Source organism: Burkholderia sp. Ac-20365, assembly GCF_017104715.1.
Lineage (GTDB): Bacteria > Pseudomonadota > Gammaproteobacteria > Burkholderiales > Burkholderiaceae > Paraburkholderia.
Genome location: NZ_JAAGPI010000006.1, coordinates 20,707 through 47,129, shown reverse-complemented (window position 1 = coordinate 47,129; position 26,423 = coordinate 20,707). Strand labels below are relative to the sequence as shown.

Below are 26,423 nucleotides of genomic sequence, written 5' to 3'. Positions count from 1 at the left end.
GGATGTACGGCGCGATCATCCAATGATGCATGCACTGGTCGACTTCATCCTCACGACGCCGCCGCCGTTGATGGTCGTGATCGTATTCGCGCTCACGTACTTCGTCGTGGGTCTGCCCGTTCACCTGACACGCGGCGCCGGCTACCGGGATGTGCTCGGGACGATGGCGGGTGTATTCGCTGCACTGGTCTACATCACACTGGTTGTCGACTTTCATGCGAACCGCCATTAGCCGCCGCGACGGGCATCATCGCTATCGATGGTGCAAACGTTTCGCGGCGAGACTTCGACAGATCGGCAGACTCCTGCGCGACGTGATCACTGGCACGCTTTAATGAACAGCGCTCGCCGGTTGCCGGTCATATGGCTTATCCCCGTTGCCGCTGTGCTCGTTTGCGTTGCGCTGTTCGTTCACGCTATCTTGCAACGCGGGCCTCGCATCACGATCGGCTTCGCCAGCGCCGAAGGCCTCGAGCCCGGCAAGACACGCGTGCGCTACCGCGATGTCGAGATCGGCACGCTGCAGAGCTTGCGTCTCACGGCGGATCGAACCGGGATTCTCGCCGACGTGCAACTCGATGACCCGGCCAAGTTGTTCGCGCCATGTGACACGCGATACTGGGTCGTGCGGCCGCGTATCGGCATGACAGGCATCTCGGGACTTGCAACTGTCATTTCAGGTTCCTATATCGCCGCCGATATCGGACACACATCTCGCCATTGCACTGACTTCAGAGGCCTGGATGTACCGCCTTCTATCACTTCCGACCAGAAGGGCAAGCGCTTCACGCTGCACGCAAATTCACTGGAGTCGCTGACAGCAGGCTCGCCCGTGCTGTTTCGACGCGCACAGGCTGGCCAGGTGCTCGACTACTCGCTTTCCAGAGACGGCTCAGAAGTGGTCATCCATGTCTTCGTGAACGCACCATTCGACCAATACGTCACGCCCTCCACGCGCTGGTGGCACGCAAGCGGAATCGATCTGCGATTGGGTTCCGACGGTTTCCGGCTCGAAACGCAGTCGGTGGCATCGCTGCTTTCCGGCGGCGTTGCGTTCGACACCACCGCCCCCTTCACCACACAGCATCAGGCATCGGACGGCACTTCCTTTGCATTGTCGGAATCGCGAATGGATGCCCTGCGCAAAGCGGGAGACGGACCAGCCGCTCAAGTGGTCATGCGCTTCACGCAGTCATTGCGCGGGTTGTCCGTTGGCGCTCCCGTCGATTTTCATGGGGTCGAACTGGGTCAGGTCGCGGCGATAGACGTCGACTTCAACCCTGTCACTGGACATATCGACATGGTGCCGACACTTCAGCTTTACCCTTCGCGACTCGGAAAGCGCTACCGCGAAGCGCTCGGAAATGGAGAAGGTGTCGAAGGAAAGCGTCTGCTTCATCGGCTGGTCGCCGACGGATTACGCGGACAATTGCGCATGGGCAGCGTGCTGACCGGCCAACGATACATAGCACTCGATTTCTTCCCGCACGCGCCTGTCGTCAAACTCGATACAACGCGAATGCCCGTCGAACTGCCGACGGTACCCAACACACTCGAAGAACTTCAGGATCAAATCGCGAGCATAGTGAAAAAAATCGACGGCGTGCCTTTCGATGAGATCGGACGCAATCTCGACACAACGCTCGCTGGCGCCGGGTCGCTGTTCCAGAAGCTCGACAGCGAGCTGGTTCCCGCGGCGCGCGACGCGCTTGCAGCCTCGGAACGATCGTTCAACGCGGCGAACGCTACCCTGTCGCAGGATTCTCCGCTCCAGTCCGATCTTCATCAGGCGCTGACGGAATTGCGCCGGACGCTCGAATCGCTCAATTCACTCGCCGAATATCTTCAAAGGCATCCTGAATCGCTGGTTTGGGGAAAGAGCCGTCGTGAGTAGCGAAACGTTAGCCTTTTCGTAGCCTGCCCATCACTGCCAGCTTCCACCCAGCGCCTGAATCAGATTCACCGACGCAACCAGCTGCCTCGTGCGCAGGTCCAATGAGGCAATCTGCGCGTCGAGTTCGGTTGTCTGAGCCGTGACCACATCCAGATAGCTGACCGCGCCATCCCTGTACTGCGACGTTGCGAGCGTCAACGTCTGTTCGGCAGAAGCGAGCGCATTGTCTTCGTTCCTCGATTCATCGCCGAGATGATGCAACAGCGCAAGCTCGTCCTCGACCTGCTGAAATGCGCTCAGCACCGTCTCACGGAACTTTGCGCCATTCTCTGCCAGCTTTGCACGCGCATTGGCGACTTGCGCGTCGCGCCTGCCGCCATCGAAGAGCGTGAACATGAGTTGCGGTCCAATCGACCAGATCTCATTGGGCGCAGCCAGCCATGGCGAAAACGTGTCGCTTTGATAACCACCGTCGAGCCCCAGCGAAACATCCGGAAAATACGCGGCTTTCGCCACGCCGATGGTCTCATTGGCCGCCGCGACGCGCCGTTCTGCGGCGGCGATATCCGGACGGCGTTGCAGAAGTTCAGAAGGGACGCCGACGGGAATCTGCGGCACGGCATGGCCCGGCGTTGCAGGCGCAAGCGCAAAGCTCGACGCGGGCGTGCCCGTCAACGTGGCGATGGCGTGCTCCAGCAGCGCGCGGCTCGCGGCCGTGTCATCGACGGAAGCCTGCGCCGACGCCAGTTGCGTTTGCGCGCGCGACACATCCATGCCGGACGCGAGTCCGCCAGAATGGCGGCTTTCCGTCAGTTTCAATGCATGCTGATACGTCACGATGGTTTCCTGCAGCAGCTTCGTACGCTGGTCCAGACCACGCAGCTGGAAGTAGTGGTCAGCCAGACTCGCCTGCAGGCTCAGACGCAACGATTGCAGGTCATCGGCGCTCGCTTGCTCATCGGCCCGGCCCGCCTTCACCTCGTTGCGTACCTTGCCCCACAGGTCGAGGTCGTATCCGATGCCCACATCGACGTCGGCCGAGTTGTAGACGGAAGGCTGATTCGTACCGCGCAGCGGCCGGTTGTCGGACTGACGCTGCCTCGTCACCGACGCTTCCGAGCCGATGGTTGGAAAGAGCCCCGAGCGTGCCTGCTGCACGAATGCCTGCGCTTCGTCATGGCGCGCAACCGCTGCCGCCACATCTGGATTCGCGCTGACGACCTTTGCCTCCAGACCGTTTAGTACGGGATCGTCGTATATCTTCCACCAGCCGTCACGTGAGATCCGGTCTGAAGGCTTTGCAGTCTGCCACGGGCCCGCCTCTTTGAACGCCGTCGGGATCACGGCTTCCGGCGCATGATAGGGCGGCGCAAACGAGCACGCGCTGAGGACACTCGCGGCCACACATGCAGCAATGCCGCGCTTAAACATGCTTGCCCTCCGATGCCGCCATCCTGAGCCCCGCGAGATGCACCTGGTCCCCTTCAGCGAGCGAATCGGGCGGGTTGTCGATCACACGGTCCGTCGGCTCGAGCCCCGCGCCAATCAGCACCGTGCTGCCCAGATCCGTCGCAATCTTCACGTCGCGCAAGTGAACGTGATTGTTCGCATCGAGCACGGCAAGCTGGACATTGTCGGTGCGGAACATCAACGCGCTGGCGGGAACCAGAAGCGCGTGACCATCGCTCGGCAAGGCGAAATGAACCTGCGCATACTCTCCTGGCATGAGTTGACCGTTTGCGTTATCGACGGACAACTGTACGAGCATGGTGCCCGAGGACGGCGCGATCGCGTCGTTCGTATCGACCAGATGGGCGTCGAATGTTTTGCCCGGCCGCTCCGGCACGGTAAGCGTCGCCGTCAGGCCGCGCTTGATCGCTGCCGCATCGCTCTGCGGCACGTTCACATAGACGCGAAGCTGGTGCGAGTCGGTTACCGCAAAGAGTTCCGGGCCGCTTCCACCGCCCGCATTGATGAGCGCACCCACATCCGTTTTCCGGGCGGTGACGACGCCATCGAAAGGCGCCGTGATGCGCTTGAACGACTCCAGCGCTTCCAGTCTTGCGACGTTTGCACGGCTCGCTTCAACTGTCGCCTGCTTCGCCGCGAGATCGCTCGTTTTCTCATCGGTCGCCTGCTGCGACACGGAATCCTGAGCGAGCATCTGCGTCCAGCGACGCGCTGTCGTTGCAGCAAGCTTTTCATTGGCTATCGCGTTGGCCAGGTCGGCGCGGGCCTGCTGTAGCTGCTGGTCCAGATCAGGCGTGTCGATTTGCGCAAGCAGTTGCCCCGCCTTCACATGCGTTCCAATGTCCGCATACCACGCATGCAGGTAGCCGGACACGCGCGCATAGATGGGCGCATTGACGTAGGCATCCAGCCGCCCCGGCAGTTCGACCTCATCAGTGCGTTTGGGCAACTGGGGCGCGACGACACGCACGGTAGGAATCGCTTGCGCGTCGGTCCAGCTGGTCAGCGCCCGATTGCTCTGGATACGGCTCACGATCCCCTCAGCCGCTACGCCCGCTGCGACCAGCATCGCAACGACGCAAATGAGTTTCAGATGACGCAGCTTCCTTGCTGCATGCTGATGCGGTTGACCGCTGGTTTCAGTGGACATGCGTGGCCTCCGTGTCGGAAGGAATTGAATCTTGGGAAGTCTTGTCGTTGCGGTGAACGATGCTAAAGACGACAGGCACGAACAGCAGCGTCGCCAGCGTCGCGCAGATCAGGCCGCCTATCACGGCCCGGCCGAGCGGCGCATTCTGTTCGCCGCCGTCGCCCAGACCGAGCGCCATCGGCAGCATGCCGATGATCATCGCGAGCGCGGTCATCAGCACGGGGCGAAAGCGGGTCGCGCCGGCTTCCATCGCTGCGAGGACAGCGTCGCCAACATGCGCAAGACGCTCGCGTGCAAAACTGACAACCAGAATCGCGTTGGCGGTCGCCACGCCCATGCAGAGAATGGCGCCTGTGAGTGCGGGCACGGAAAGCGGCGTATGCGTGATGAACAGCATCCATACAATGCCGGCAAGCGCCGCCGGCAGTGCAGTCACGATGACGAATGCGTCCATCCACGAGTGGAAGTTCACGACGATCAACAGATAGATGAGAAGGATTGCGCCCGCAAGGCCAAAACCCAGTCCACTGAATGCCGTGTTCATGGTCTGCACCTGACCGCGAATCGTGACTGTCGAGCCCTTCGGAAGCTGCGCGTGCATCTGCTGAACGACAGTCCTGATTCCCGACGCAACCGCGCCAAGGTCCCTGCCCTGCGGCGTCGCGTAGATGTCGTAGAGGGGCTCGATGTTGTAGTGCGATACCACCGCATTGCCGATCCCCCGCTTGATGGTCGCAAGTCCGCCCAGAATCTGCGAATGACCGTCCGTTCCCGTGACCATCATGTTGTCCAGCGAGCCGAGCGAGTTCATCAGGTACTGCGGCGTCTGCGCGACGATCGGATAGCTGACGCCGTTCTTCGGATTCAACCAGTAAGTGGGCGACACCTGGCTCGTGCCGGACAGGTTCGCGACGACGGCATTGGTTACGTCCTGCTCGGTGATACCCAGTTCGTCGGCACGGGTTCTATCGACCGCAATGGAAAACTGCGGGTAGTTCGTGGGTTGCTGGATCCGTGCGTCCGCAACACCTGGAACACGAGTGACGCGCTTCAGCAGCGCTTTCGCGAAGGCGAGATTTCCTTGTTGATCCGGTCCTGCCATCTGAATGTCGATGGGAGCCGGTGCGCCGAAGTTGAGAATCTGCGAAATGATGTCGGCGGGCAGAAATGAGAACGTCACGCCGGGATACACATGCGGCAGCGTCTCCCGCAATCGCTTCACGTACTGCGCAGTGGGTGCATGCCCCTCGCCAAGCGAGATGAGAATATCGCCATCCGCGGGCCCCATCGTGCCGCTGTTGTTATAAGTCAGGTTGATGCCGCTGACTGGCAAGCCGATGTTGTCGACCATGCTGCCCAGTTGCTCCGGCGGAATCGTACGGCGTATGGTTCCCTCGACATGGTCGAACAGCGCAGCCGTCTGTTCGATACGCAATCCAACTGGCCCACGCACGTGCAACGCAATTTCACCTGAATCGATATCCGGAAAGAAGTTGCGGCCCAGAAACGGAGCCAGTCCGAAAGAGACCGCCACGACCAACAGAAAGCCGACAACGAAACGCTTGCGCGAAGTCAACGCAGTGTGCAATAGCACGCGATAGACATCGCGGACCTTTTCGAAGCGGCGTTCGAAACCACGCTGGAAACGAACGAGAGGATTTTTTGTCGGCCTGTGCTGTTCGCCATGAACATGTGGCTTCAGAAGGTACTGCGCCATCATCGGCACAAAGGTGCGCGACAGAACGAAAGATGCGACCATCGCAAAGATCACGGCTTCAGCCATCGGCACGAACAGAAAGCGCGCGATGCCATCGAGCATCAGCATCGGAACAAAGACGATGCAGATACAGAGCAGCGAAACAAGCGCAGGGCCGACGATCTGCGCGGCGCCATCGAGAATCGCCTGCCTGACGGGCTTGCCGTGCTCCAGGTGCCAATTGATGTTCTCGATCGTCACTGTTGCATCGTCCACGAGAATACCGACGGCGAGTGCGAGTCCGCCCAGCGTCATCACGTTCAGCGTCTCGCCCATTGCGGACAGGGCGGCAATCGCCGCGAGCACGGCCAGCGGAATCGACGAGGCAATGATCAGTGTCGAGCGCCAACTGCCGAGAAACAGCAGAATCATCAACGACGTCAGAGCGGCGGCAATGATCCCTTCACGCGCCACGCCGCTCACGGCGCCCTTCACGAATACCGACTGGTCGCCCATCGTGATGACCTTCAGGCTGGGCGGAAGCGTCTGCTCGATAAGCGGCAGCTTCGCCTTGACGCCCGCCACGATATCCAGTGTCGATGCCGACCCGTTCTTCAGCACGCTCATCAGCACCGCGCGGTGGCCGTCGAGCCGCACGACGTTGGACTGCGGCGGAAAGCCATCACGCACATGTGCCACGTCGCCGATCCTGATAGTGGCGCCATCTACCGTCTTGACCGGCAGATTGTTGAGATCGTTGATTGCCAGCGGACTGTTGTTCAGCTTGACGTTGTATTCGTAACTGCCGATCTTCTCGGTACCCGCAGGGATAATCTGATTCTGCTTTGCTAGCGCGTTCGCCACGTCGACAGCGGACAAACCATCGGCTTGCAGTGCCTGAGGATTCAGGTCGATCTGCACTTCCCGCACTTTGCCGCCATACGGATTCGGTATCGCGACGCCCGGCACGCTCAACAGCGCCGGGCGGATAAAGTTGGTCGCATAGTCGGCAATCTGCTGTTCGTTCAGCGTGTCACTCGTCAACGCAATCTGAATGACGGGCACCGTCGACGCGTTGTAGTTCAGGATCTGCGGCGGCGTGATACCCGGAGGCATCTGCTTGAGAACGGTCTGCGAGAGCGACGTGACCTGCGCGGTCGCTGTCCGGATATCGACGGCAGGTTGGAAAAAAATCTTGACGATGCCGTATCCACGAAACGACTGCGACTCGATGTGCTGGACGTCGTTGACGGTAGTCCCGATCGAGCGCTCGTAATAGGTGACGATGCGCCCCGCCATGTCATCGGGCTGCAGCCCCGCATAACTCCACACCACGCTGATAACGGGAATACGGATATCCGGAAAGATGTCCGTCGGCGTGCGCAGCATGGAAAGCGGACCGATAACCAGAATCAGGAGCGCTAGCACGATAAACGTATAGGGCCGGGTGAGAGCCAGCCGGACAATTTTCAGCATGAGGGAACTGCTCCGATAGATACGCTTGACAGCACTGATAAGGCGGATTGTGTCGTTAGCGCGCTAACATCCGGACGGATGAAGTGTGAAACTTGTTTTAGTTTTCACGCTGGCCGGGACGCATAACCTTATTCGCCGTCTTCGAGCATGTAGCCCGCGCCACGAATGGTTTTGAACATGGAGATGCCGCACGTCTGCTCGACTTTCTTGCGCAGCCGGCCAACATGGACGTCGATGAGATTCGTGCCCGGGTCGAATCTGCATCCCCAGACGCCTTCAAAAATCATCGTGCGGGTGAGAACCTGGCCGGAGTGACGCATCATGAATTCGAGCACCCGGAATTCCGTCGGTTGCAGACTGAAGGGCTGTCCGTGATAGCTCGCGGTTCGCCGGACAAGGTCTAGTTCAATTCCGTTCGTGTTCAGCGTGGTTTGACCGCGTTGACTGTTACCGCGACGCAGTAACGCATCCACTCTGGCCTGAACCTCATCGAGTGCGCAGGGCTTCGTCAGATAGTCGTCGCCGCCGGCACGTAATCCCTGAACCCGGTCATCGGTATCGCTCATCGAACTGATGACCAGTACCGGTGTGCTCATGCCGATTCCACGTATCGCCGTGAGAACTTTCAGGCCATCGATGTCCGGCAACATCCGGTCAAGCGTAATGACGTCGAATGTGATGCTTACCGCTGCGGCCATTCCTTCACGTCCGGAGCGTGCGATATGCAGGTCATAGCGCGGAACCGGCAACGCGCGTCGCAGCTCGGTCACCATGAAATCGTCGTCCTCGATCGAAAGGACCTTGTACATGATGCGCGCCTCTCAAGCGACCACACGCATCAGCGATCGCGCGTACGGAGCACGATAGTGATTCACTGAAAAATCGATGAAATGCCGCACCCTTGCCGACAGATAGTTTCTGCTGGTGTAGAGGATCGACACCTGCCGCATGCCGTCAGCAATTTCGAATTGATTGAGAACCGGCACAAGACTCCCTTCAGCCACATCTTCCTCGACGAGTGGAGTGGGAAGCATTGCCACGCCCATATCGGCAAGCGCCGCGCAGCGGATCGTGGCGCAACTGCTGGCTTGCAGCGCGCTGCCTGCAGGTATCCGGTATGTTTCGGATCCGTCGGTGAATTTCCAGGACTTCGATGGCCCGTTCGATATCGTCAGAAGATGGTGTGAAGCCAGATCACGCGGACTGGAAGGGGCACCGTGTTTCTGCAGGTATCGCGGCGACGCAACGACCATCTGTTTGACCGGCTTCAGCTGGCGTGAGATCAATGCCGAGTCCGGCATGTTCGGATCGTCCGAAAAGCCGACATCGAAACCGCCTTCAATGAGAGACACCGGTTCGTCGTTGGTGGTGATATCGAACGAGACGCGCGGACAAAAGCCTCTATACGCAGCGAGAAGACTGCACAGGCCGGTCATGGCGAAACTACTCGAGGTCGACACTCGCAAAGTCCCGTTGAGCTCTCGTGTCGAGCGCACCAGACTGGATTCCATCGCGTCGAGCTGGTCGATGATTTCCCTGCACCCGTCGAGATACAGCTGACCTTCGTCTGTCAGCGAAACGTGGCGGGTCGACCGGTTGAGAAGACGCAGATTCAAATGCGCTTCCAAAGTCATCACGCTACGTGTGGTGGCAGCCGCCGACATGCCGAGCTGCCTCGCGGCCGCACTAAAGCTGGCAAGCTCGACGACGCGCACGAATACGCGCATAGCCTGTATCTGGTTCACGCTTTCACCCCTGCATTCGAAACCGCGGCTAGTGCCACACGTGCTTGAACGAGCTTTTTCATGAACTTCCCGGTGAGAATGAATAAATCCGTCGACAGGCAGCTGATCGCCATCGGTTGCGAGAAGGTTAGAGGCATCGTCGCAGCGGGACTGCGTAAAAAAGATGAAGAGTTTTTAATCTGGCAGAGCGGACAGAACACGATTGATCGCCACGCAGTTTCGGCGCGATGACGCATCACCGTTTCACGCAATTCAGTCTTTCCGAATAATCGAACGCCGCCGAATAAAGGTTCCTTAATCTGCCCCCGCGCTTAGGAGACTCGTCAGCGAGCCCGACATGGGCATCGATGACAGTCGCGCACACACAGACAATCTCTTTGCATTGGGGTAGAAAACCATGAAGAAATCGATGTTGGCAGTTGCGTTGCCGGCCTTGGCGGTTTGCAGCGTCGCACATGCGCAGAGCAGCGTGACGCTGTACGGCCTGATTGATGAAGGCCTGAACTTCACGAGTAACGCGAACGGTCACCACGGATACCAGATGGTCAGCGGCGACACGGTCGGCAGCCGTTGGGGCATTCGCGGCAGTGAAGACCTGGGCGGAGGTCTTTCGGCAGTGTTTCGCCTCGAAAACGGCTTCAACATCAATAATGGCGCACTCGGTCAAGGCGGGGCCGAGTTCGGCCGCCAGGCTTATGTCGGTCTGTCATCGAATCAGTACGGCACGCTGACAATGGGAACGCAGTACGACCCGACAGTCGATATGTGGAGCGGCTTCACGTCAGCCGGAAATCTCATCGGCGACCTGTCGGCACACCCGTACGACAACGACAACGCCGACTGGGATTATCGGATCCATAATTCGGTGAAATATGTGTCTCCGACTATCGCCGGTTTCACTGGTGAAGCGATGTACGGCTTCAGCAACGAGGCTGGAGGATTCGCGAACAACCGCATGTACAGCGCGGCGGGCTCTTACAAGTTGGGGCCGATCTCGGCGGCAGTGGCCTATATGAAGATCAACGCAGGCGGTGCTACATCGACAGGCGCCCTTTCGTCTTCTACCAGCGTTTTCACTGCGCAATCGCAGCAGAATATCGACGCTGGCCTGTCTTACACCTTCACCAACAACGCAGTCGTGTCGTTGGCGTATTCGCACGTCGATGTGTACAACCCTACATCCAACGCCTATTTCAGTACGCAACCCGAAGCCGGTTCGCAGAACTCCTGGAAATTCGATAATTACGAAATCAACGGACAGTACTTCTTCAAGCCGGACTTCTGGCTGGCGGCGGCGTACACGTTCACGCAGGCACATATCGCCACCACCACAGGGAACTTCTCACCGAAGTGGAACCAGGTATCGCTGATGCTGGACTACGACATCAGCAAGCGGACCTCTGTGTATGTGCAGGGCGCTTATCAGCATGCAGATGGCGACACGGGGCTGGAATTCGACAATGCAAGCATTATCGGTTCCGCGGGTACCTCTTCGAGTGGAAACCAGATGGTGTATCGCGTCGCGATGCTGCATCGCTTCTAGGTCGCGGCTACGACGGCCCGGTTGCTGACCGGCCGTGCGCTTCGTACTGTTGAAAGAAAAGGACCCCGGCAACGGTATCTTCAGTTCCCGGGGCAAACTCTTAACCCTCGCTCTACAGCTTTACACGTTCCATCAGAACCGGTGACGTATCCCGGCAGCAATGACTGCCTGCTTGCCATTCGACGATGCCGCCAGCGAGTAGATTCCAGCATTCGCCAGCGGCGTCACGCCCGCTGCACCCGATACGTGCTGATAGACGCCCTCCAGATAGGCGTCAGTGCGTCGACTGAGCGAGTAGTCAGCCTGAAGCATGAATGAGTTCCACCGCGGCGAGAGGTTGCCTGCGTCGGTATCGAAGCGACCATCCGTGAAGGTGTACGACCCGCCCAGACTCAGTTGCGGCGTCATCGCATATTTTGCGTTCAGCTCGTAGTTGTTGAAGGTGAGCCTGTTACCGTCGAGCGTGCTGTAGGCGCCGCCCTGCGCGATTTCCGCTGGAGCGTCCAGCATGGAGCGCGTGAAGACGAAACCAACCGTTGCCGGACCCGCCGCATAACGCACAGCGGCCCCGATAAGGCGCTCGCGCTCGCCGACGAGGACTGCGTCTCCGTCCGTGCTGGAAAGAGCCCCGCCTGTGTTTGCTGGTGAATTGAGGCCACCAGGATGGTTCGCCTGGAAATAGGCAGCGGCGAGACTGAATGGGCCCGTTGTATAGGACGCACCGGCCGTATAGGCGTTGTTGTTGCTAAATCCCCCCGCTGCATTGCTGAGCGCGACCGCTCCGCCGAACACGAGGCCGCCATAGTTCACGCTGCGATATTTGACAGCGTTGTTCATCCGAACGTCGTTGTTCAGATTATCGTTATCGAACGGATGCTCTGCGATGTTGCCGCCGAAGCCGGAGCCCGTCGCCGACAGCGGTGCGACGAAATCGACCATCGAGTCGTACTGACGGCCGAGTGTCACCGTGCCGTACTGGGAACTCGACAAGCCAACCCACGCCTGCCGCCCGAATTCATCTCCACCATTCGACAGTTTCCCGTTGTCGATATTAAAGCCATTCTCGAGATCGAAGATCGCGGAGAGTCCTCCACCGAGGTCCTCACTGCCTTTGAGCCCCCATCTGTTCGTACTCAGATTTCCGCTTTGCACTCCCCATGTGGAATGTCCGCTTCCTCCCGATTTCTGATTCGATATCCAGTCGATGCCAGTATCGAGTACCCCCGATAGCGACACGCTGCTTTGTGCGAATGTAGCCTGTGAAAGCGAAGCGGCCACTACGGCCGCTGCAGTCATTAACGTCTTGTTCATCAGTAACGGTCTCTTGAACGGAGGCTGTTCTTTCGCTTCTGCACCGCGCAGAAAGTGTGGCGGCTCAGCCACCCGGCCCGCCACGCGAGAACCGCTAATGTAGAAATGACACGTGACGCTCGAGTGTGAAAACAAGGGCCTTTTATGATGATTCGTTTAATCTGTCGACGCGATTCATTTAAGGAAACCCATTCGCCGCAGCGCCGGGTACATGAGCATGTGCTACCTCATGAAACCATCTTCATCATTTGATGCCTTTGCGTATAACCCGATTGGATATCCTGCTTTCACGGGTATCACAGAACATTCAGGTACCCCTCCACGTTCCTAAAGGAGTTCACTGTGAAAGTCATGACAATCGTCTTTGCACTGGCAGCAGGCGCCACGAGCCTCTCATGCTTTGCCGCAACTACGCCCGCTCAATCTTCCGCACAGACGTCTGCAAGCACGCAGAATGGGCAATGGATACCGCCCTACGGCGTGAAGGTTCCCGAAAAGACACGCGCCGAGGTTTATCAGGAACTCGTGCATGCCGAGAAAGACGGCCAAGAGGCGTACCTGAACAGCACGCTTTATTCGCACGGTTGAATGTGATGGCGCGGAGAATTCGACGCGCTTTCGCGATCGCAGGTCTGGTGATCGGTTTCGGCACGCTCGCCGGATGTGCGACGTCGCAATCGAGCCCCACCGGCTGCGTTGGGCCTGCGGGCTTCTGCACACCGTACTTTGGCTCGTAAGCGGTTTAACGTTATTGCGAGCGCAGTTGGTAGCCGTATCGGCTGACGGTTTCCAGCTGCGCCGTGAATCCGTGTTGGGCGAGCTTCTTTCTCAGACGTGCAACAACCAGATTGACACTCGCCGGATCCACGGACTCCTTTTCTGGCCACGCGTATCGAATCAGCTGATCACGCGGCACAGGCAGATTCACCTGCCGCAGCAAACATTCGATAAGTAGGAATTCCCGCTTGCTGATCGACAGCCGATACTTCCCCTCGATCACTTCGCGCGTAGAGGCATCCAGTCGAATAATTGCCTGTGCATTCGAGTCATTGCTCAGGCTCGTGGAGCCACGCTGCAACGCTTTCAGCCGCTCCTGCAGTTCAATGAAAGAGTATGGCGTGACAAAGCAGGCATCGGCACCTGATCGCAGAAGCTGGGCCCTTTCTCCCGCGCTCGCATTGCCCATTATCACGATGACCGCTGGCGAGCCAGGCAGCTTCGCGAACTCAGGCAGCAAGCCGCCGAGACTCTCAAGCGTTTCGTCGCCCAGGGCAACCACCAGAATCGCATCATATGGTTCGAGTGTGCCGAGGTAGAGACCGTCGCGAATGTCGTCGGTCGATTGCACGCTATGTGCGCTTTCGCGAAGCGCCTTGTAAAGGAAGGCGTGTTCTGCGCGAGCTGGCGAGACGAGAAGTACGCGCACGGAAGGATCCTCAGTTAATCAAGCGCGTGCGGCCAGCATTCGACTGACATCGCCGTACCTGTCCCTGCCGACGACTCATTGCGACCCACGCGCAGCACGAAGTCGTGCAGATGCATGACAGCCGTCACGATGCTCAACCCCAGCCCCGAGCCCGGTATATGACGCGCCTTGTCCGCCCGATAGAAGCGGGCAAGAATCGCTTCGCGCTCTACTTCGGGAATGCCGGGCCCCGTGTCGCTGATCACGAGCTTCGGCCCTTGCGACGCCATGCTCAGCGCGATGCTGACTTCACCGCCTTGCGGCGTGAACTTGATGGCGTTGTCGAGAAGATTGCTGAACGCCTCGAACAGCAACGCGCGATCTCCGGTCACGGCATCGACGGGCGTTGCGCTGACGTTCCATTTGACACCGCGGTCTTCGGCGAGAGGACCATATAGTTCGTTGAGTTCATCCACCAGAGATGCAAGATCTACAGTCGCAAATCCGCTTCGCCGCTTGAGCGATTCGATTTCGGAGATTCTAAGCATGGCCCTGAACCGTTCGAGCAACATGTCGGTTTCGAGTCGCGCCTCTTCGACCATATTTCTGAGTTCGTCGTCGCCGCTCTCGCGAGTACGTAGCGCCACATTGGATAGCAGCGTGCGGATGTGAGCGAGAGGCGTACGCAAGTCATGCGCAATGCCGTCGCATGCACCTTTCACCTCGGTCATCAAACGCTCGATATCATCAAGCATGTGATTGACGAGATGCGAAAGCATGTCGAGTTCATCCCGGCCTCCTATCGGCAGACGCTGATTGAGGTCTCCCTCCGCGATGCGCAGCGTCACACGGCGGATATCGCGCACGCGGCGCATCTGCCGAACGCTCAGCAGAAGACCCGTCGCGATGCTGACAATGAGGAAGAACAGCCCGCCCGTCACGAGTGCGTTGATGGCGACTTCGCGTATGCGAAGGATCGACGTGAGATCGCGTGCAATCACCAGCACCGAACCGTCGGACCGCCGGGCTGCCGACACCCGGACCACCTCGGGCGTATGCTCGCCGCGAACCCGCAGCTTTCCGCTCAGCGTATGGCCCGCCTCGTCGAGTTTGAGTTCTGGCGGAATGGACTCGATATCGCCGGCAATTCTCGACCCGTCCGGCGCAAACAGGCCGAAGTAGCTGATATGCAGGTGCTCCTGCTCGATACGCCGATGAATGGCCAGCGGGAGGTTCGGGCTCGGGATTGATTCGAAATAGTAGAGTTGCCAGTGCAGAAGACCGTCGGTGTCATTCTGCATGCGCGTTGTCACAGACCATCCGATAAAACCGACCAGCAGCATCACCGACAACGAGAAGATGACTCCATAGACGGAAAGCCACTTGAAGGTCGTGGTGTGCCAGCCTCTTCCAACCTGAACGGGTGCGGAGGATTTGATAGCGTGTGACAAAATGAATCAGCTTTTACTGGTCGATAAGGACATAACCCGAACCGCGCACAGTCTGAATCAACTGTTGTGCACCCTGAGTATCGACTTTCTTGCGAAGCCGCCCCATGTGCACATCGATCAGGTTAGTCCCGGGGTCAAAGTGATAGCCCCACACGGCTTCGAATAGCATTGTACGGGTGATAGTCTGGCCCGCATGCCGCATGAGGAACTCAAGAATCCGATACTCCGTAGGAAGCAGCGTGATTTCGACGCCGTCGCGCGTCACCTTGCGCGTAATCAGATCAAGGTTTAATGGTCCGACCTGAATACTCGTTACCGCCTGAACGGGCACGTCCTTGCGACGTCGCAACAGTACTTCGAGCCGGGCGACAAGTTCATCGGGGTCGAACGGTTTGGTAAGGTAATCGTCACCACCTGCCCGCAGCCCGCGAATACGTTCATCGACATCGCCGAGCGCGCTGAGCATCAGAACGGGCGTTTCGATTCCCACGGTGCGCAAGGTGGTGAGGATGGTGAGACCATCGACGCCCGGCAGCATGCGGTCAAGCATGATGAGGTCGAAGTGGCCGCTGATCGCACGTGCCAGACCGTCCGTACCGTTATCGACCCAGTCCACCTCGAAGCCGGCCTTTCGAAGCTCGGTCACAATCTCTTTCGCAGTGAGCGGGTCGTCTTCAATCGTCAGTACGCGGTTTGCCATCGTTTCCATATCGGCGGCGTCACCCTGCGACCAACTGCCGACATCACCTGAATCTCGTGGACTTTCCATGATGCCACAAGCAGGAGCGGCCGGTTCGTCGGTTTGCAAGCTTCGGTATAGGGTAGCGGACACAGTCATGGGAACGCAGAGTGAACAGCACACTGTTCTTTATCGGCCTCCTTCGTGCAGCATGGACAGGAGGTCTCTGGTCTGCCCGTCGATCGGAGCGCGCATATCGTTACGTCGCACGTCGGTACGCGTCAGCGTCGATGCCGGGGCCGCCCTGGACGGCAGATTGGACTGTTGATCCGGCTTCTTTGCTGGCTGCACCGCCTGGGCAAGTGCAGCGCTGCTGAGGAAGAACGACAACAGACCAGGCGCGACCAAAAGCGATTTCATGCCTTGCTCCCTGTTGACCAGGTCGCGATGGGAAGCGTATTCCTTCGATACCATCGCGACATCGGATGTTTCATGAAGAAAAATTTAGTTTTCGGGCCCGCTGTTCAGTTGACGCTCGAAGCGCCCGGCGTCTGGGCCCCTGCGACCGATGGCGTCATGCAGTCGTGCCGGTATTCATTGCGCAGCTTCCGCTCAGCCACGTGAAGATCGTGCGGATAGTCGTTTTCAGCGCCGCCCGGTTGATAGCCCACATCTTCGAGTTCGCCCAGCTCCTGCATCAGCTGTTTGTGCGTGACCTCATGCGTCAGTTTGACGAACGGGTAATCGTGACATTCGGCCTGCGTGAGATGGGGCGTTGCTGCATTAGCCGAGAGGCTCGCAAATGCAAGAACGAGACTGCCAAGGACAACGGGAACATGTTTCATGACTCTTCTCCTGAAGTTCACCAGCTCAGCTGGCATCTGTGTGTCACCCTCGATTGAAGTGACGGGAGAAGATTAGCAATGCGCGAATGTCGCGAAATCTAACACTCGATGAAAACTTATTCATGTAGCAATGCGCCTTATTCTGGACGACTGGTACTTAAATAAAGATTCATTGTGGTGCCACGATGTTTAAGTCGGAGCAACGCGATATTTGCCCATAATTACCGGGTGATTTTCGCGAGGGAACCCCTATGCTGCGACAGATGAGTGTCGAACTTGTCAACGATGGCGGTAAGCACGCGGTATGCATTTCGATAGACGACAAGTCCGTCATACTGCAAACAAACGACGTGGATGGTGTCATCGATCTTCTGAGCCGAATGCGTACGACGATGCGTCCGGAGATCCCGAAGGAACCGTCGCGGACGCAACAATACGTGGTGGAAATGGACCCGTGCTGGCACGCAGAACCTCACCCTTTCTACGATGGTGTCGTCCTGATATTCCGACACAGCGGCCTTGGCTGGGCGGGATTCGCGTTGCCGAGACATAGCCTTGAAAAGCTATGCGAAGCAATGACTCAACAGGTCGAAACCATCGCGACAGACCAAGGCCTGCTGAACTAGTCGACGTCCATCGCGTCACCGGCTGCAGGTGCCGCCGAGTCCGTGAGCTGTCCGCTCAACGCGCGCGATTCGCTGCCTGCCGCGCCAGCCGCGTCTGAAGAAACTCGATAAAGCGTTGCGTCTTCGCGGGTAGCAAACGGGTTTCGGTGATCGCGTAGATCGGCGTAGGGGTGCCGTGCCAACCAGGCAGGACCGGGCACAACGCGCCGCTGGCCAGATCATCGGCAACGACTTCCTGCGGCAGCAGAACGATACCCATATCGAGCGTCGCCAGACGACGGATCATGCCGACACTGTTGAGCGCGATCCGCCCGCCTACGGGAATCGTTGCCGTACGTTTGCCGTCGTGCAAGGTCCATGCACCCGCCTTCAGGATGGTCAGACATTCGTGCCGCTCCAGTTCAGCGGGCCTGGCGGGCTCACCCGCTCGCGCCAGATAGCCGGGCGATGCATACAGGTAAGGCGTGAGCGAAGCCAGTGTCCGCGCGATCAGTTGCGAACTCTCCGACTCGCCGATGCGGATTGCCACGTCGACGGGTTCTCTGACCAGATCGACGCGACGCGGCGTGAGATCAAAATCGAAACTGATGCCGGGGTACATGCCCGCGAATTCCACGATCAACGGCGCAAGGTATGTCACGGCGAAATCCACCGGCAACGACACGCGAAGCGTCCCGCTCGGCTGCGCGAGCATGTCACCCAGTTGCTCGTGCGCCAGGCGCGCCTCGTCGACGATGCGCTTGCATCGTTCGAAGTAAACCTGCCCGGCCTCGGTCAGTTCGATCTTGCGCGTCGTCCGATGCAGCAGCCGCAGCCCGATGCTCTTCTCCAGCGCGCTGATCCGGCGAGACAGCGTCGAATTCGGTATCCCTATCGCTTCGGCGGCGTTACGGAAGCCGTTAGCCTTGACGACCTCGACGAACAGCGCCATGTCATTCAGGTAATCGTCCATTCTCATTGCTCCACGAATGGATCAATGATATCCGAAAGGCCATCTTTATCTTCAGTGTGCAGCAGGTGATGATCGAACCATTGCCCGTTCAACCTGATTGAGGATTCCGTCGTGAGCAAACTGTTCGATTCCATCCATGTTGGCCGCTACACCCTGCAAAACCGCCTCGTCATGGCGCCGATGACCCGTTCGCGTGCCCAGTACGACGGCACGCCCGGCGACCTCGCCGCCCGCTATTACGCGCAGCGCGCGGGCGTTGGCCTGATCGTCTCGGAAGGCACGCAGCCTTCGGACGACGGCCAGGGCTACCTGACGACACCCGGCATCTACACCGATGCACATGTCGCAGGGTGGAAGAAGATCACGAACGCGGTGCATGACAAAGGCGGCCGCATGTTCATTCAGTTGATGCACGCAGGGCGCATGTCGCATCCGGATAACACGCCGCACCACCGCCCTGCTGTCGCGCCGTCGGCCATTGCGCCGGGCGCGGGCATGTTCACGGCCAGCGGCATGCAGGACATTCCCGTTCCGCGCGCACTGACGCGCGACGAAGTTCGCCAGACCGTTGCGGACTTCGCCTTCGCGGCGCGACGTGCAGTCGACGCGGGCGCCGACGGCGTCGAGATCCACGGCGCGAACGCCTATCTGGTCCAGCAGTTTTTCGCGCCCAGCGCCAACACACGCACCGATGAATACGGCGGCCCGTTCGAGAACCGCGCCCGCTTTGCCATCGAGGTTGCCACGGCCATCGCCAACAAGATCGGCGCCGACCGGACGGCCATCCGTCTGTCGCCGGGCACGGCGATGTGGGGCATCGACGAGGGAGAGGAAGTTCACGCGTTGTACCGCTACCTTGTCGCTGAACTCGACAAGCTGGGCCTCGCGTATCTGCACATCATGCATCTGGGCGACGAGGCGCTGCTCGCCGATATCCGCAAGCTCTGGACGGGTACGCTGATCCTGAACCGCCCGGGGCGTCCGCGCGAACAGGTGGGCACCGATGCCGCATCGGGCATGGCCGATCTGGAAGCCTATGGCGCGATGGTGCTGGCGAACCCCGACTTCGTCGAACGACTCAAGATGAATGCGCCAATGAACGAGCCTCAGCGTGAAGGTTTCTTTGGCGGCACGGAGAAGTTCTACACGGACTACCCGACGCTGGCGTGATCCCGTAGGCTGGCGTCGACGGCCGGATTGCCAGTCACAGGCTTCAGGCTGGCACGCGATCCGTCGCACGCCCCTTCAGCGATCGATCATCAGTCCGTTGGCTATCAATCACCGTAACCAGCATCACCAGAAGATGATTGACGGGCGCGGCAACGCCCAACGCCAATCCGCGCCTCACGATATACCCGTTCAGATGGTCGATTTCAGTGGGCCGGCGCGTCGCGATATCGTGCGCAGTCGACGAATACTGTCCGGCGGGAATCGTCGCCATGATCTTTGCGACTGTCGAGTCCACGTCGCCTGATATGTCCACACCGTCGGCGCTGGCAACCGCGAGGCACTCCGCCACGATATCGCGCATGGCCGGCGCCACGGCCGTGCCGCCCCGCTGACAAAGCTCGCCGAACGGCAATTGAACGAGCGCTGAAATCGCGTTGTATGCGCAGTTCAGTACGAGCTTTTCCCACAACGCACCACGTACATTCGCAGATATCGCAGTGGATATCCCCGCCTCATTCAAGACGTGTGCGAGACGGTCGCTGGATTGGCCGGGCTCGATGATCAGTTCACCTCGCCCGTGGTGTCGAACGTGACCGGTTGCGTACATTTCGCATCCGACGTAAACGACGGCCGCGAGTACTTCGCACCCAATCTTGGCACGCACCCTCTCGGCATTGTCGACGCCGTTCTGCAGCGTGACGATGACGGCGGACTCCGGCAAATACGGTCTCATCGCGGCGACCGCCGCTTCGGTATCCGGTGACTTCACGCACAACAGCACGACGTCTGCGCCCGCCACGCCTGACGCATCCGTGCAAGCCGTCACCTCGATGAACTCATCGAAGGAAGCCGCTTCGAACCGCAGACCATCCCTGCTGATTGCAGACACATGATTCGGCCGGCCGATCAAGGTCACGTCATGCCCCGCTCTCGCAAGCATGCCTCCGTAGAAACACCCCACCGCGCCCGCACCCATCACCGCGAATTTCATGTCGCCCTCTAACGTTCGAATGGTCACCCGGCCGGCGCCAGATGGAGTCAACCATCAACCGCCGCCATCACTCGATAACACCCGGTTCCGTCGTCTATTCCACGCTTGAAGAAGCACGAAGTGAATGTCCAACGTTCGGGCAATTAGAAGGGCTGAACTTGTCTCGCGTATTTCGTCGGTGTATCGAAATGTATCCGCGCGGAACAGGCGGATCTGACGGGCGCTAGGCGTCCAGCAACGAAAACGTAATGTCTTGCGCGCCTTCCCACAGCACAAGCTTACCGAATGCTGCCAGATGCTCGTGGCCTTCAATCAACGTAAATAAATGATTGCCGGCCAATTGGCCCATTTTGCTCGCGAAGATGGAGCTGCCATAGACGAACAGAAATTCCGTCTCGCTGAAACCGCCCGGGTAGAGAAGGATGTCTCCACGTGACGCGTGGCTGGTGTGATTTTCGAAAGTCAGACCCGTATCGAAGTCGCCCAACGGAATCCACACGGCCTCGCCGCTCCAGCGCGAATGGATGACCTTGTTTTTGAAGGGCAGCAATTCGAGGAAGCGTTGGCAGGTGCGCGGTGCTTTCTCTTCTTCGAGTTGTCCGACGAAGCGGTAGGGTCCGGCTTCTACGAGAATCTTTTTCATGTCGCCTCCATGGAAGGATTGGATCAACCAGTATGACCGTGGCGCAGCAGCCGTTCGAGCGATTCGGGCAGGCCCCGGTTCGGCTTGACTGGCGGCCGGGAAAAACTGCCCTTTTCCGCCTTTTTCGGACCTAGCCGGATCAAGCCTTCGAGCTGGGTGATCGCACTCGACACGCCATCGACGACCGGCACCGGCAGTTCATTGCGGATCTCACGTGCGAGCCCTGCGAGAGGTGCACCGGCGATGATGATAACGTCGGCGCCGTCATCGTCGACCACCTGGTTGCACAGTGCCTTCAGTCTCGACGCGTGATCCTGCTGCACGTTGCCGATATCGCGCAGCGGTTCGTCGAGCGCGCGGATGCTCGCAAGCCGGCTCGCCAGATGACTGCGCTCCACAGTCTCGCGGTACCACGCCTTGATTCGTGGCGAAATCGCGATGATCGAAAAGCGTTGCCCGAGCGTTGCCGCCGTCATCAGTGACGACTCGGTCAGCCCGACCACGGGCACGTCGATCAATTCCTTGATGCCCTGCAGGCCGGGATCGCCGAACGCCGCGACCACGACGCCATCGTAAGTACCATGACGTTCGGCCGCCACGCACGCGCTCGCGTACGCGCCGACCAGCGCTTCGAAGCGCGTCTCGATGTATGCAACACCGAACGGTGCCGTCGCGACCGCGATCTCGGTTCCGGGAGACGCGCTGCGTTGCGCTTCCGCCTGAATCAGCGTCGAAACGCTTTCGGAAATGTTGGGGTTGATGACGAGTATCTTCATGCTGCGCTCCGATATCAGAGGTCGACGTACTGCGGCTTGCCAGCAGCGAGAAACTGCCCCCGGCCCGCTTCCGGCTCGAGATAACGGCCGCTCTCGACCAGCAGTTCGCCGCGTGACAGACAGTGCTTCGGCCAACCCTGGACGGTGCGGCCCTCGTACGGCGTGTAGTCGACGTTGTGATGCAGCGCGTCGTTCGCGATCACAACCTGCTTTAGCGGATCCCACAGCACGATGTCGGCGTCGGCACCGACAGCGATCGTTCCCTTGCGAGGATAAAGGCCATACAGCTTCGCGGGATTCAGGGACGTCAGTTCGACGAACTTGTGCAGCGACAGCTTGCCCCGGTTCACGCCATCGAATAGCAGCGCCAGACGGGTCTCGATACCGGGAATGCCGTTAGGGATGTGTTCGAACGAGACCTCCTTGCCGCCAGGCTTCTTGCCCTGAGGATCGTCGAATGAGAACGGCGCGTGGTCGGACGAGAACACGCTGAATACGCCACGTTTGAGCGCACTCCACACAGCTTTCTGGCTGAATGCGTCGCGCGGCGGCGGACTGCAAACGCACTTCGCGCCGTGATAGCCGTCCTCATGGCCGAGATCTTCGGCGGTCAGGTAAAGATACTGCGGGCAGGTCTCGGCGTAGATGTTCAGGCCGCGTTGCTGCGCCCACTCGATCTGCTCGATCGCATCCTGGCCCGACACGTGGACGATCAGGATCGGCACGTCGACGAGTTCGGAGAAGGCAATCGCACGGTGTGTCGCCTCGCGCTCGACCACAGCCGGGCGCGACAGCGCGTGATACATGGGCGCGTAGTTGCCGGCTTCCGTGAGCTTGTCGGTCAGCCACGCGATGCAGTCCGAATTCTCGGCATGCACCATGACCAGCGCCTGGTTGCGGCGTGCGACGTCCATCACTTCGAGGATCTCGCGGTCGCTGAGCTTGAGGTCGTCGTAGGTCATGTAAATCTTGAACGACGTATAACCGGCCGCGATCAGTTCCGGCAGTTCGCGCTCCAGTACTTCGGGCGTCGGATCGGAGACGATCAGATGGAACGCGTAGTCGGTGACCGCGCGACCATCGGCGCGGCGATGGTAGTCGGCCACTGCCGCTTTGAGCGATTGCCCCTTGGCCTGCGCGGCGAACGGAATCACCGTCGTGGTGCCGCCGCACACTGCGGCGCGTGTGCCGCTCAGGAAGTCATCGGCCATCTTCAAGCCGTCGGGCATTGGCTGATCGAGATGGCAGTGCGCGTCGATACCGCCGGGCAACGCCAGCAGGCCAGTGGCGTCGATCTCGCGCCGGCCTGCGTCAAGCTGGCGGCCCAGCGCCACGACGACGCCGTCCTTCACGCCAATATCGCAGTTAAAGCGCTCGGACGCGGTCACCACGTCGGCGTTGCGGATCACCAGGTCGTACACGGTTGTCATGGCAGGTCTCTCAGGCAACTTCGGAAAACAGGCGGCCCCAACCCGTGAGCCGGGTCGTATCGTAGCCGGCGAGCGTCAGCGACTTCCACACCACGGTGGAGATAGTGTCATAGAGCGGGATGCCGTGTTGCGCTTCCACTTCCGAGGCCAGATGCGCGGCATGCAGGTTGGTGCAGAAGGTGACGATCGCCTCCGGGCTTTGCTTCGCGACTTCGCGGATCTGGGCGCGCAACGTATCTTCGGTGACTTCGGAAAATTCGAAGTTCACCTTGAGTCCGAGATGGTTTTCGGAGGAGCAGTCGATACCGTTCTCACGGTAGTTCGCAACGATCTTCTGCTGGACCTCCTTGAGGTACGGCGTGACCAGACCGAATTTCTTCACGCGGGTCCTGTCCAGAATTTCGTTTAGCGCCAGCACCGAGGTGGTCGCCGGGATGCCCGTCGCCTCCTCGATTTCGCGGCACAGGCGGCGGTCGGTCTCGAAACCGAGCCACCCGGATGACGTGCCGTTCCACGCGATCACATCGACCTTGGCATCGGCCAGCAGCTTCGCTGCCTGAATGATGTTGGTCGTGTCGAACTGCCCGAGAGCGCGATCGGACAGCGAGATTTCGGTGACCGTGAAGCGCGAGAAATGGGCGCTGACACCGGGCAGTTGGGCCACCATCGCGCTCGTGATCGGTTCGAGCGCGGTGTTGGATGACGGGGTAAGCATGCCGAGCATGACGCGTTTGCTCATGATGAAATCAGCAATCAGTTGTTAGAGGTGAAAAAAAGCTCAGACGGGCAGCTTGCGTTCGTAGTCGATCAGTGTCGAACAGACGAACAGGCCGACGCCTGCGGCAGCGAAGAACATCAGCGCCAGAAAGTACGAACCGGTCGTCTGCACGATCAGGCCAACGATGATCGGCACGAGCACACCGCCGATATTGCCGCCCAGGTTCATCAGACCGCCGAGAAAGCCGATCTTGTTGCGCGTGCCGAGGATGGAAGGCAGGCACCAGTACAGACCGCACCAGCGCAGGAAAAACAGCGTGGACGCGAGCAACACCACCACCGTCACCGGATTGCCGACATAGGCGACCGAGAAGATCGATGCAGTGGCCGCCACGGCGGCAATACCGAACAGTGTGCGCATCACCCGATTGGGCGAACCGCCCGCTGCCTTCCATTTGTCGGCGATCCATCCGCCGATCAGTTCACCCACGAACCCGCTGAAGAAGATTGCGAAACTGGCTCCGCCCATCTGCTGGATGTTGAAGCCGTGAACCTTGTTCAGATAGTTCGGCATCCAGGTGAGCAAACCGTAGAACAGTGAGTTGAAGCACATCCAGCCGAAGAACATGCCCCACACCGAGCGATAACGGAAGAAATCCAGGCTGCGGCCGCTGGCATGAACCGGTTCGCTGCGATGTTCTTCCAGAAGGGCCGCTTCGAGGTAGTCTGCTTCGGCCTGATTCACAGCCGGATGCTCGCGCGGGTTGTTCCGGATGTAGTACCAGGCGAACAGGCCGGCAAGCATGGTGCCCACGCCGGCCACTACGAAGGACGTGCGCCAGGATCCGAACTCGCTGATCAACCCGGAGATGATCACGGCACCGAATGCCGCGCCCAGCGGGGCGCCACCGTCGAGCAGCGTCGCGCCGCGGCCACGTTCGTGCCGCGTCATCCACATGGCGTTGAGCTTGCCGCCCGCCGGATAGATCGGCGCTTCTGCGGCACCCAGCCCGAGGCGGGTGAGAATCAGCGCCGTGGCCGTCGTGCAAACGGCGGCAATGCCCTGGAAGAAGCCCCAGAACAGCGTGGCGCACGCGATCACGATCCGCGGCTTGAATCGGTCAGCCAGCATGCCGCCCGGAATCTGCATCAACGCGTAGGTCCAGAAGAACGAACTGAGAATCAGCCCCTGCACGGCAGGGGCGATGTGGAACTCCTTCGCGATCAGCGGCATGGCCACCGACAGCGAGGCCCGGTCGATATAGTTGATCGAAATCAGCATCAACATGACCAGGAAGATTCGCCAGCGTACGCCGGTCCTGACTTCGGCCTGCACGGCCGCATTTACGGTTCGCATCTATGTCTCCTCCGTTCGCCTGAGAATGGCCTTCGGGTCTCATGTCTGTAGCCGGGACCGCTTCCGGCCCGGTGCGCCGCATGCGCCAACGCAGTATATGATGTCTAATTATGAATTACAAGCGCTGTATTTCGTTGATTTTTATACGTTTTTATTTTTGTAGATCGTCAGTCGAAGCTGTAAGACAATTAAGCAAAAGCGGAAGATGCAAACGGAAACAGGCGACATGGACATGAAGTCACTACCGGCTGAAACACGCAAGCGGATCAGCCTGCGCGGCACGGGTATGTATGCGGCGATCGCAGAGCGGCTGCGCGAGATGATTCTCGAAGGTGAGTTGCCGCCCGGCGAACATATAGATGAGAAAACGCTGTGCGAACAGTTCGACATCTCCAGAACGCCCTTGCGCGAAGCGCTCAAAACGCTGGTGACCGAGGGGCACGTGACTCATCGGCAGCACATGGGTTTTCAGGTCGCACCGATCGACCGGGACGAGATAGCCGCCATCTTTGAAGTACTGCATGGACTCGAGGAAACCGCTGGACGGCTTGCCGCGAAGCGTATCGACGACAAGCAGATGAGGCTGCTGCTGGAGCGTCATCGCACCATGGAGACGTATCACCGCGAGGGCAAACGGACGGCCTACTACCGCGCCAATCAGAAAGTGCATCAGCACATCGTCGATGTTGCCGGCAATGCCGTGCTATCCGACCTGTACTCGTCGCTGATGAGCAAGATCCATCGCGCGAGAGGCGCGGCAAATGCCGACGTGTTGCGCTGGGCTGAGTCTCTTGGCGAACATAGTGAAATACTGGATGCGCTGGCGAAGCGCGACGGAGTATCTCTCGCCCGGTTACTGCGCGAACATTCGGAACATACAGCGGCGGAAGTGATGAAAGTGCTGGAGGGCACGACTGGGAAATAGACGTGGCGGCGGCGCGGCGGCGAATAGCAGAGTGTCCAACAAACCCAAGGGCGGAAGGCAGCCGGAGTCGAACCGACCAGAGAGTGTCTGACACCCTCTACAGGGTTTGAAGCCCTGCCGCACCACCAGATACGAATGCCTTCCGTTGACCACTCACCTCACATCATCCAG

26 protein-coding genes and 1 tRNA gene are annotated in these 26,423 nt (G+C 59.4%); 8 read left to right on the top strand and 19 right to left on the bottom strand.

Annotated features, from left to right (window positions below; translation table 11 throughout):
- Positions 1-22 precede the first annotated feature (22 nt).
- Together G3O01_RS13145 and G3O01_RS13140 are read left to right on the top strand one after the other, a co-directional pair.
- Entirely contained in the window at positions 23-232 is a 210-nt protein-coding gene (locus tag G3O01_RS13145) for a hypothetical protein (RefSeq protein ID WP_205805237.1), read from the top strand.
- Positions 233-334: 102 nt separating this feature from the next.
- A complete protein-coding gene (locus G3O01_RS13140; RefSeq protein WP_205805236.1) occupies positions 335-1,894 on the top strand; it encodes an MlaD family protein in 1,560 nt (519 codons plus the stop codon).
- Positions 1,895-1,924: 30 nt separating this feature from the next.
- Here G3O01_RS13140 and G3O01_RS13135 read toward each other — a convergent pair whose 3' ends face one another.
- From G3O01_RS13135 to G3O01_RS13115, 5 genes are all read right to left on the bottom strand, one after another.
- Entirely contained in the window at positions 1,925-3,325 is a 1,401-nt protein-coding gene (locus G3O01_RS13135) for an efflux transporter outer membrane subunit (RefSeq protein WP_205805235.1), read from the bottom strand.
- Positions 3,318-4,514: an efflux RND transporter periplasmic adaptor subunit gene (locus G3O01_RS13130; RefSeq protein ID WP_205805234.1), complete on the bottom strand. Its 1,197-nt coding sequence runs from the start codon at positions 4,512-4,514 to the stop codon at positions 3,318-3,320. Before G3O01_RS13130 ends, G3O01_RS13135 begins: the two co-directional genes overlap by 8 nt.
- Positions 4,504-7,686, bottom strand: a complete 3,183-nt coding sequence (locus G3O01_RS13125; RefSeq protein ID WP_205805233.1) for an efflux RND transporter permease subunit — start codon at positions 7,684-7,686, stop codon at positions 4,504-4,506. Before G3O01_RS13125 ends, G3O01_RS13130 begins: the two co-directional genes overlap by 11 nt.
- A 128-nt stretch (positions 7,687-7,814) precedes the next feature.
- On the bottom strand, positions 7,815-8,495 hold the full coding sequence (locus G3O01_RS13120) for a response regulator transcription factor (RefSeq protein ID WP_205805231.1): 681 nt from the start codon (positions 8,493-8,495) through the stop codon (positions 7,815-7,817).
- Positions 8,496-8,507: 12 nt separating this feature from the next.
- Positions 8,508-9,431, bottom strand: coding sequence for a LysR family transcriptional regulator (locus G3O01_RS13115; protein WP_205805229.1), 924 nt, complete (start codon positions 9,429-9,431; stop codon positions 8,508-8,510).
- 60 nt (positions 9,432-9,491) lie between these two features.
- On the opposite strand from G3O01_RS13115, the gene G3O01_RS13110 reads away from it, so the two are divergent.
- Both G3O01_RS13110 and G3O01_RS13105 read left to right on the top strand, forming a co-directional pair.
- Positions 9,492-9,662 carry a hypothetical protein gene (locus tag G3O01_RS13110; RefSeq protein WP_205805227.1) on the top strand — a complete coding sequence of 57 codons (171 nt, stop codon included), beginning with the start codon at positions 9,492-9,494 and terminating at the stop codon, positions 9,660-9,662.
- 166 nt (positions 9,663-9,828) lie between these two features.
- Entirely contained in the window at positions 9,829-10,974 is a 1,146-nt protein-coding gene (locus G3O01_RS13105) for a porin (RefSeq protein ID WP_205805225.1), read from the top strand.
- 132 nt (positions 10,975-11,106) lie between these two features.
- On the opposite strand, the gene G3O01_RS13100 is transcribed toward G3O01_RS13105, so the two are convergent.
- A complete protein-coding gene (locus G3O01_RS13100) occupies positions 11,107-12,285 on the bottom strand; it encodes a porin (protein WP_205805224.1) in 1,179 nt (392 codons plus the stop codon).
- Positions 12,286-12,636: 351 nt separating this feature from the next.
- On the opposite strand from G3O01_RS13100, the gene G3O01_RS13095 reads away from it, so the two are divergent.
- Positions 12,637-12,873, top strand: a complete 237-nt coding sequence (locus G3O01_RS13095; RefSeq protein ID WP_205805715.1) for a DUF4148 domain-containing protein — start codon at positions 12,637-12,639, stop codon at positions 12,871-12,873.
- Between the two features lie 160 nt (positions 12,874-13,033).
- Here the strand turns inward: G3O01_RS13095 and G3O01_RS45745 are convergent, their stop codons facing one another.
- From G3O01_RS45745 to G3O01_RS13070, 5 genes are all read right to left on the bottom strand, one after another.
- On the bottom strand, positions 13,034-13,711 hold the full coding sequence (locus tag G3O01_RS45745) for a response regulator transcription factor (protein WP_205805223.1): 678 nt from the start codon (positions 13,709-13,711) through the stop codon (positions 13,034-13,036).
- Positions 13,712-13,725: 14 nt separating this feature from the next.
- The gene (locus G3O01_RS13085; protein ID WP_241023917.1) at positions 13,726-15,141 is read right to left on the bottom strand and encodes a HAMP domain-containing sensor histidine kinase; all 1,416 of its coding nucleotides are present in this window, start codon (positions 15,139-15,141) and stop codon (positions 13,726-13,728) included.
- A gap of 13 nt (positions 15,142-15,154) precedes the next feature.
- The gene (locus G3O01_RS13080; protein WP_205805713.1) at positions 15,155-15,841 is read right to left on the bottom strand and encodes a response regulator transcription factor; all 687 of its coding nucleotides are present in this window, start codon (positions 15,839-15,841) and stop codon (positions 15,155-15,157) included.
- Between the two features lie 168 nt (positions 15,842-16,009).
- Positions 16,010-16,294, bottom strand: a complete 285-nt coding sequence (locus G3O01_RS13075; protein WP_205805222.1) for a hypothetical protein — start codon at positions 16,292-16,294, stop codon at positions 16,010-16,012.
- 50 nt (positions 16,295-16,344) lie between these two features.
- Positions 16,345-16,665, bottom strand: a complete 321-nt coding sequence (locus G3O01_RS13070) for a DUF4148 domain-containing protein (protein WP_205805221.1) — start codon at positions 16,663-16,665, stop codon at positions 16,345-16,347.
- A 263-nt stretch (positions 16,666-16,928) separates the two neighbouring features.
- Here G3O01_RS13070 and G3O01_RS13065 point away from each other — a divergent pair, with 263 nt between their 5' ends.
- Complete coding sequence (locus G3O01_RS13065) at positions 16,929-17,291, top strand: hypothetical protein (protein ID WP_241023916.1); 363 nt, start codon at positions 16,929-16,931, stop codon at positions 17,289-17,291.
- Between the two features lie 55 nt (positions 17,292-17,346).
- Here G3O01_RS13065 and G3O01_RS13060 read toward each other — a convergent pair whose 3' ends face one another.
- Entirely contained in the window at positions 17,347-18,243 is an 897-nt protein-coding gene (locus G3O01_RS13060) for a LysR family transcriptional regulator (RefSeq protein ID WP_205805219.1), read from the bottom strand.
- 111 nt (positions 18,244-18,354) lie between these two features.
- Here G3O01_RS13060 and G3O01_RS13055 point away from each other — a divergent pair, with 111 nt between their 5' ends.
- Positions 18,355-19,413 (top strand): alkene reductase, encoded by a 1,059-nt coding sequence (locus tag G3O01_RS13055; RefSeq protein WP_205805218.1) that lies wholly within the window; start codon positions 18,355-18,357, stop codon positions 19,411-19,413.
- Between the two features lie 43 nt (positions 19,414-19,456).
- Here G3O01_RS13055 and G3O01_RS13050 read toward each other — a convergent pair whose 3' ends face one another.
- From G3O01_RS13050 to G3O01_RS13025, 6 genes are all read right to left on the bottom strand, one after another.
- A complete protein-coding gene (locus tag G3O01_RS13050; protein WP_205805216.1) occupies positions 19,457-20,404 on the bottom strand; it encodes a 2-dehydropantoate 2-reductase in 948 nt (315 codons plus the stop codon).
- 223 nt (positions 20,405-20,627) lie between these two features.
- Complete coding sequence (locus tag G3O01_RS13045) at positions 20,628-21,047, bottom strand: DUF3830 family protein (RefSeq protein WP_205805214.1); 420 nt, start codon at positions 21,045-21,047, stop codon at positions 20,628-20,630.
- A 23-nt stretch (positions 21,048-21,070) separates the two neighbouring features.
- Positions 21,071-21,823, bottom strand: coding sequence for an aspartate/glutamate racemase family protein (locus G3O01_RS13040; RefSeq protein ID WP_205805213.1), 753 nt, complete (start codon positions 21,821-21,823; stop codon positions 21,071-21,073).
- A 14-nt stretch (positions 21,824-21,837) separates the two neighbouring features.
- Entirely contained in the window at positions 21,838-23,253 is a 1,416-nt protein-coding gene (gene hydA, locus G3O01_RS13035) for a dihydropyrimidinase (RefSeq protein WP_205805212.1), read from the bottom strand.
- Between the two features lie 10 nt (positions 23,254-23,263).
- The gene (locus tag G3O01_RS13030; RefSeq protein ID WP_205805211.1) at positions 23,264-23,992 is read right to left on the bottom strand and encodes an aspartate/glutamate racemase family protein; all 729 of its coding nucleotides are present in this window, start codon (positions 23,990-23,992) and stop codon (positions 23,264-23,266) included.
- A 39-nt stretch (positions 23,993-24,031) separates the two neighbouring features.
- Positions 24,032-25,327 carry an MFS transporter gene (locus G3O01_RS13025; RefSeq protein WP_205805210.1) on the bottom strand — a complete coding sequence of 432 codons (1,296 nt, stop codon included), beginning with the start codon at positions 25,325-25,327 and terminating at the stop codon, positions 24,032-24,034.
- 226 nt (positions 25,328-25,553) lie between these two features.
- On the opposite strand from G3O01_RS13025, the gene G3O01_RS13020 reads away from it, so the two are divergent.
- Entirely contained in the window at positions 25,554-26,252 is a 699-nt protein-coding gene (locus tag G3O01_RS13020; protein ID WP_241023915.1) for a GntR family transcriptional regulator, read from the top strand.
- A 51-nt stretch (positions 26,253-26,303) separates the two neighbouring features.
- On the opposite strand, the gene G3O01_RS13015 is transcribed toward G3O01_RS13020, so the two are convergent.
- Positions 26,304-26,396, bottom strand: a tRNA-Sec gene (locus G3O01_RS13015).
- Positions 26,397-26,423 lie beyond the last annotated feature (27 nt).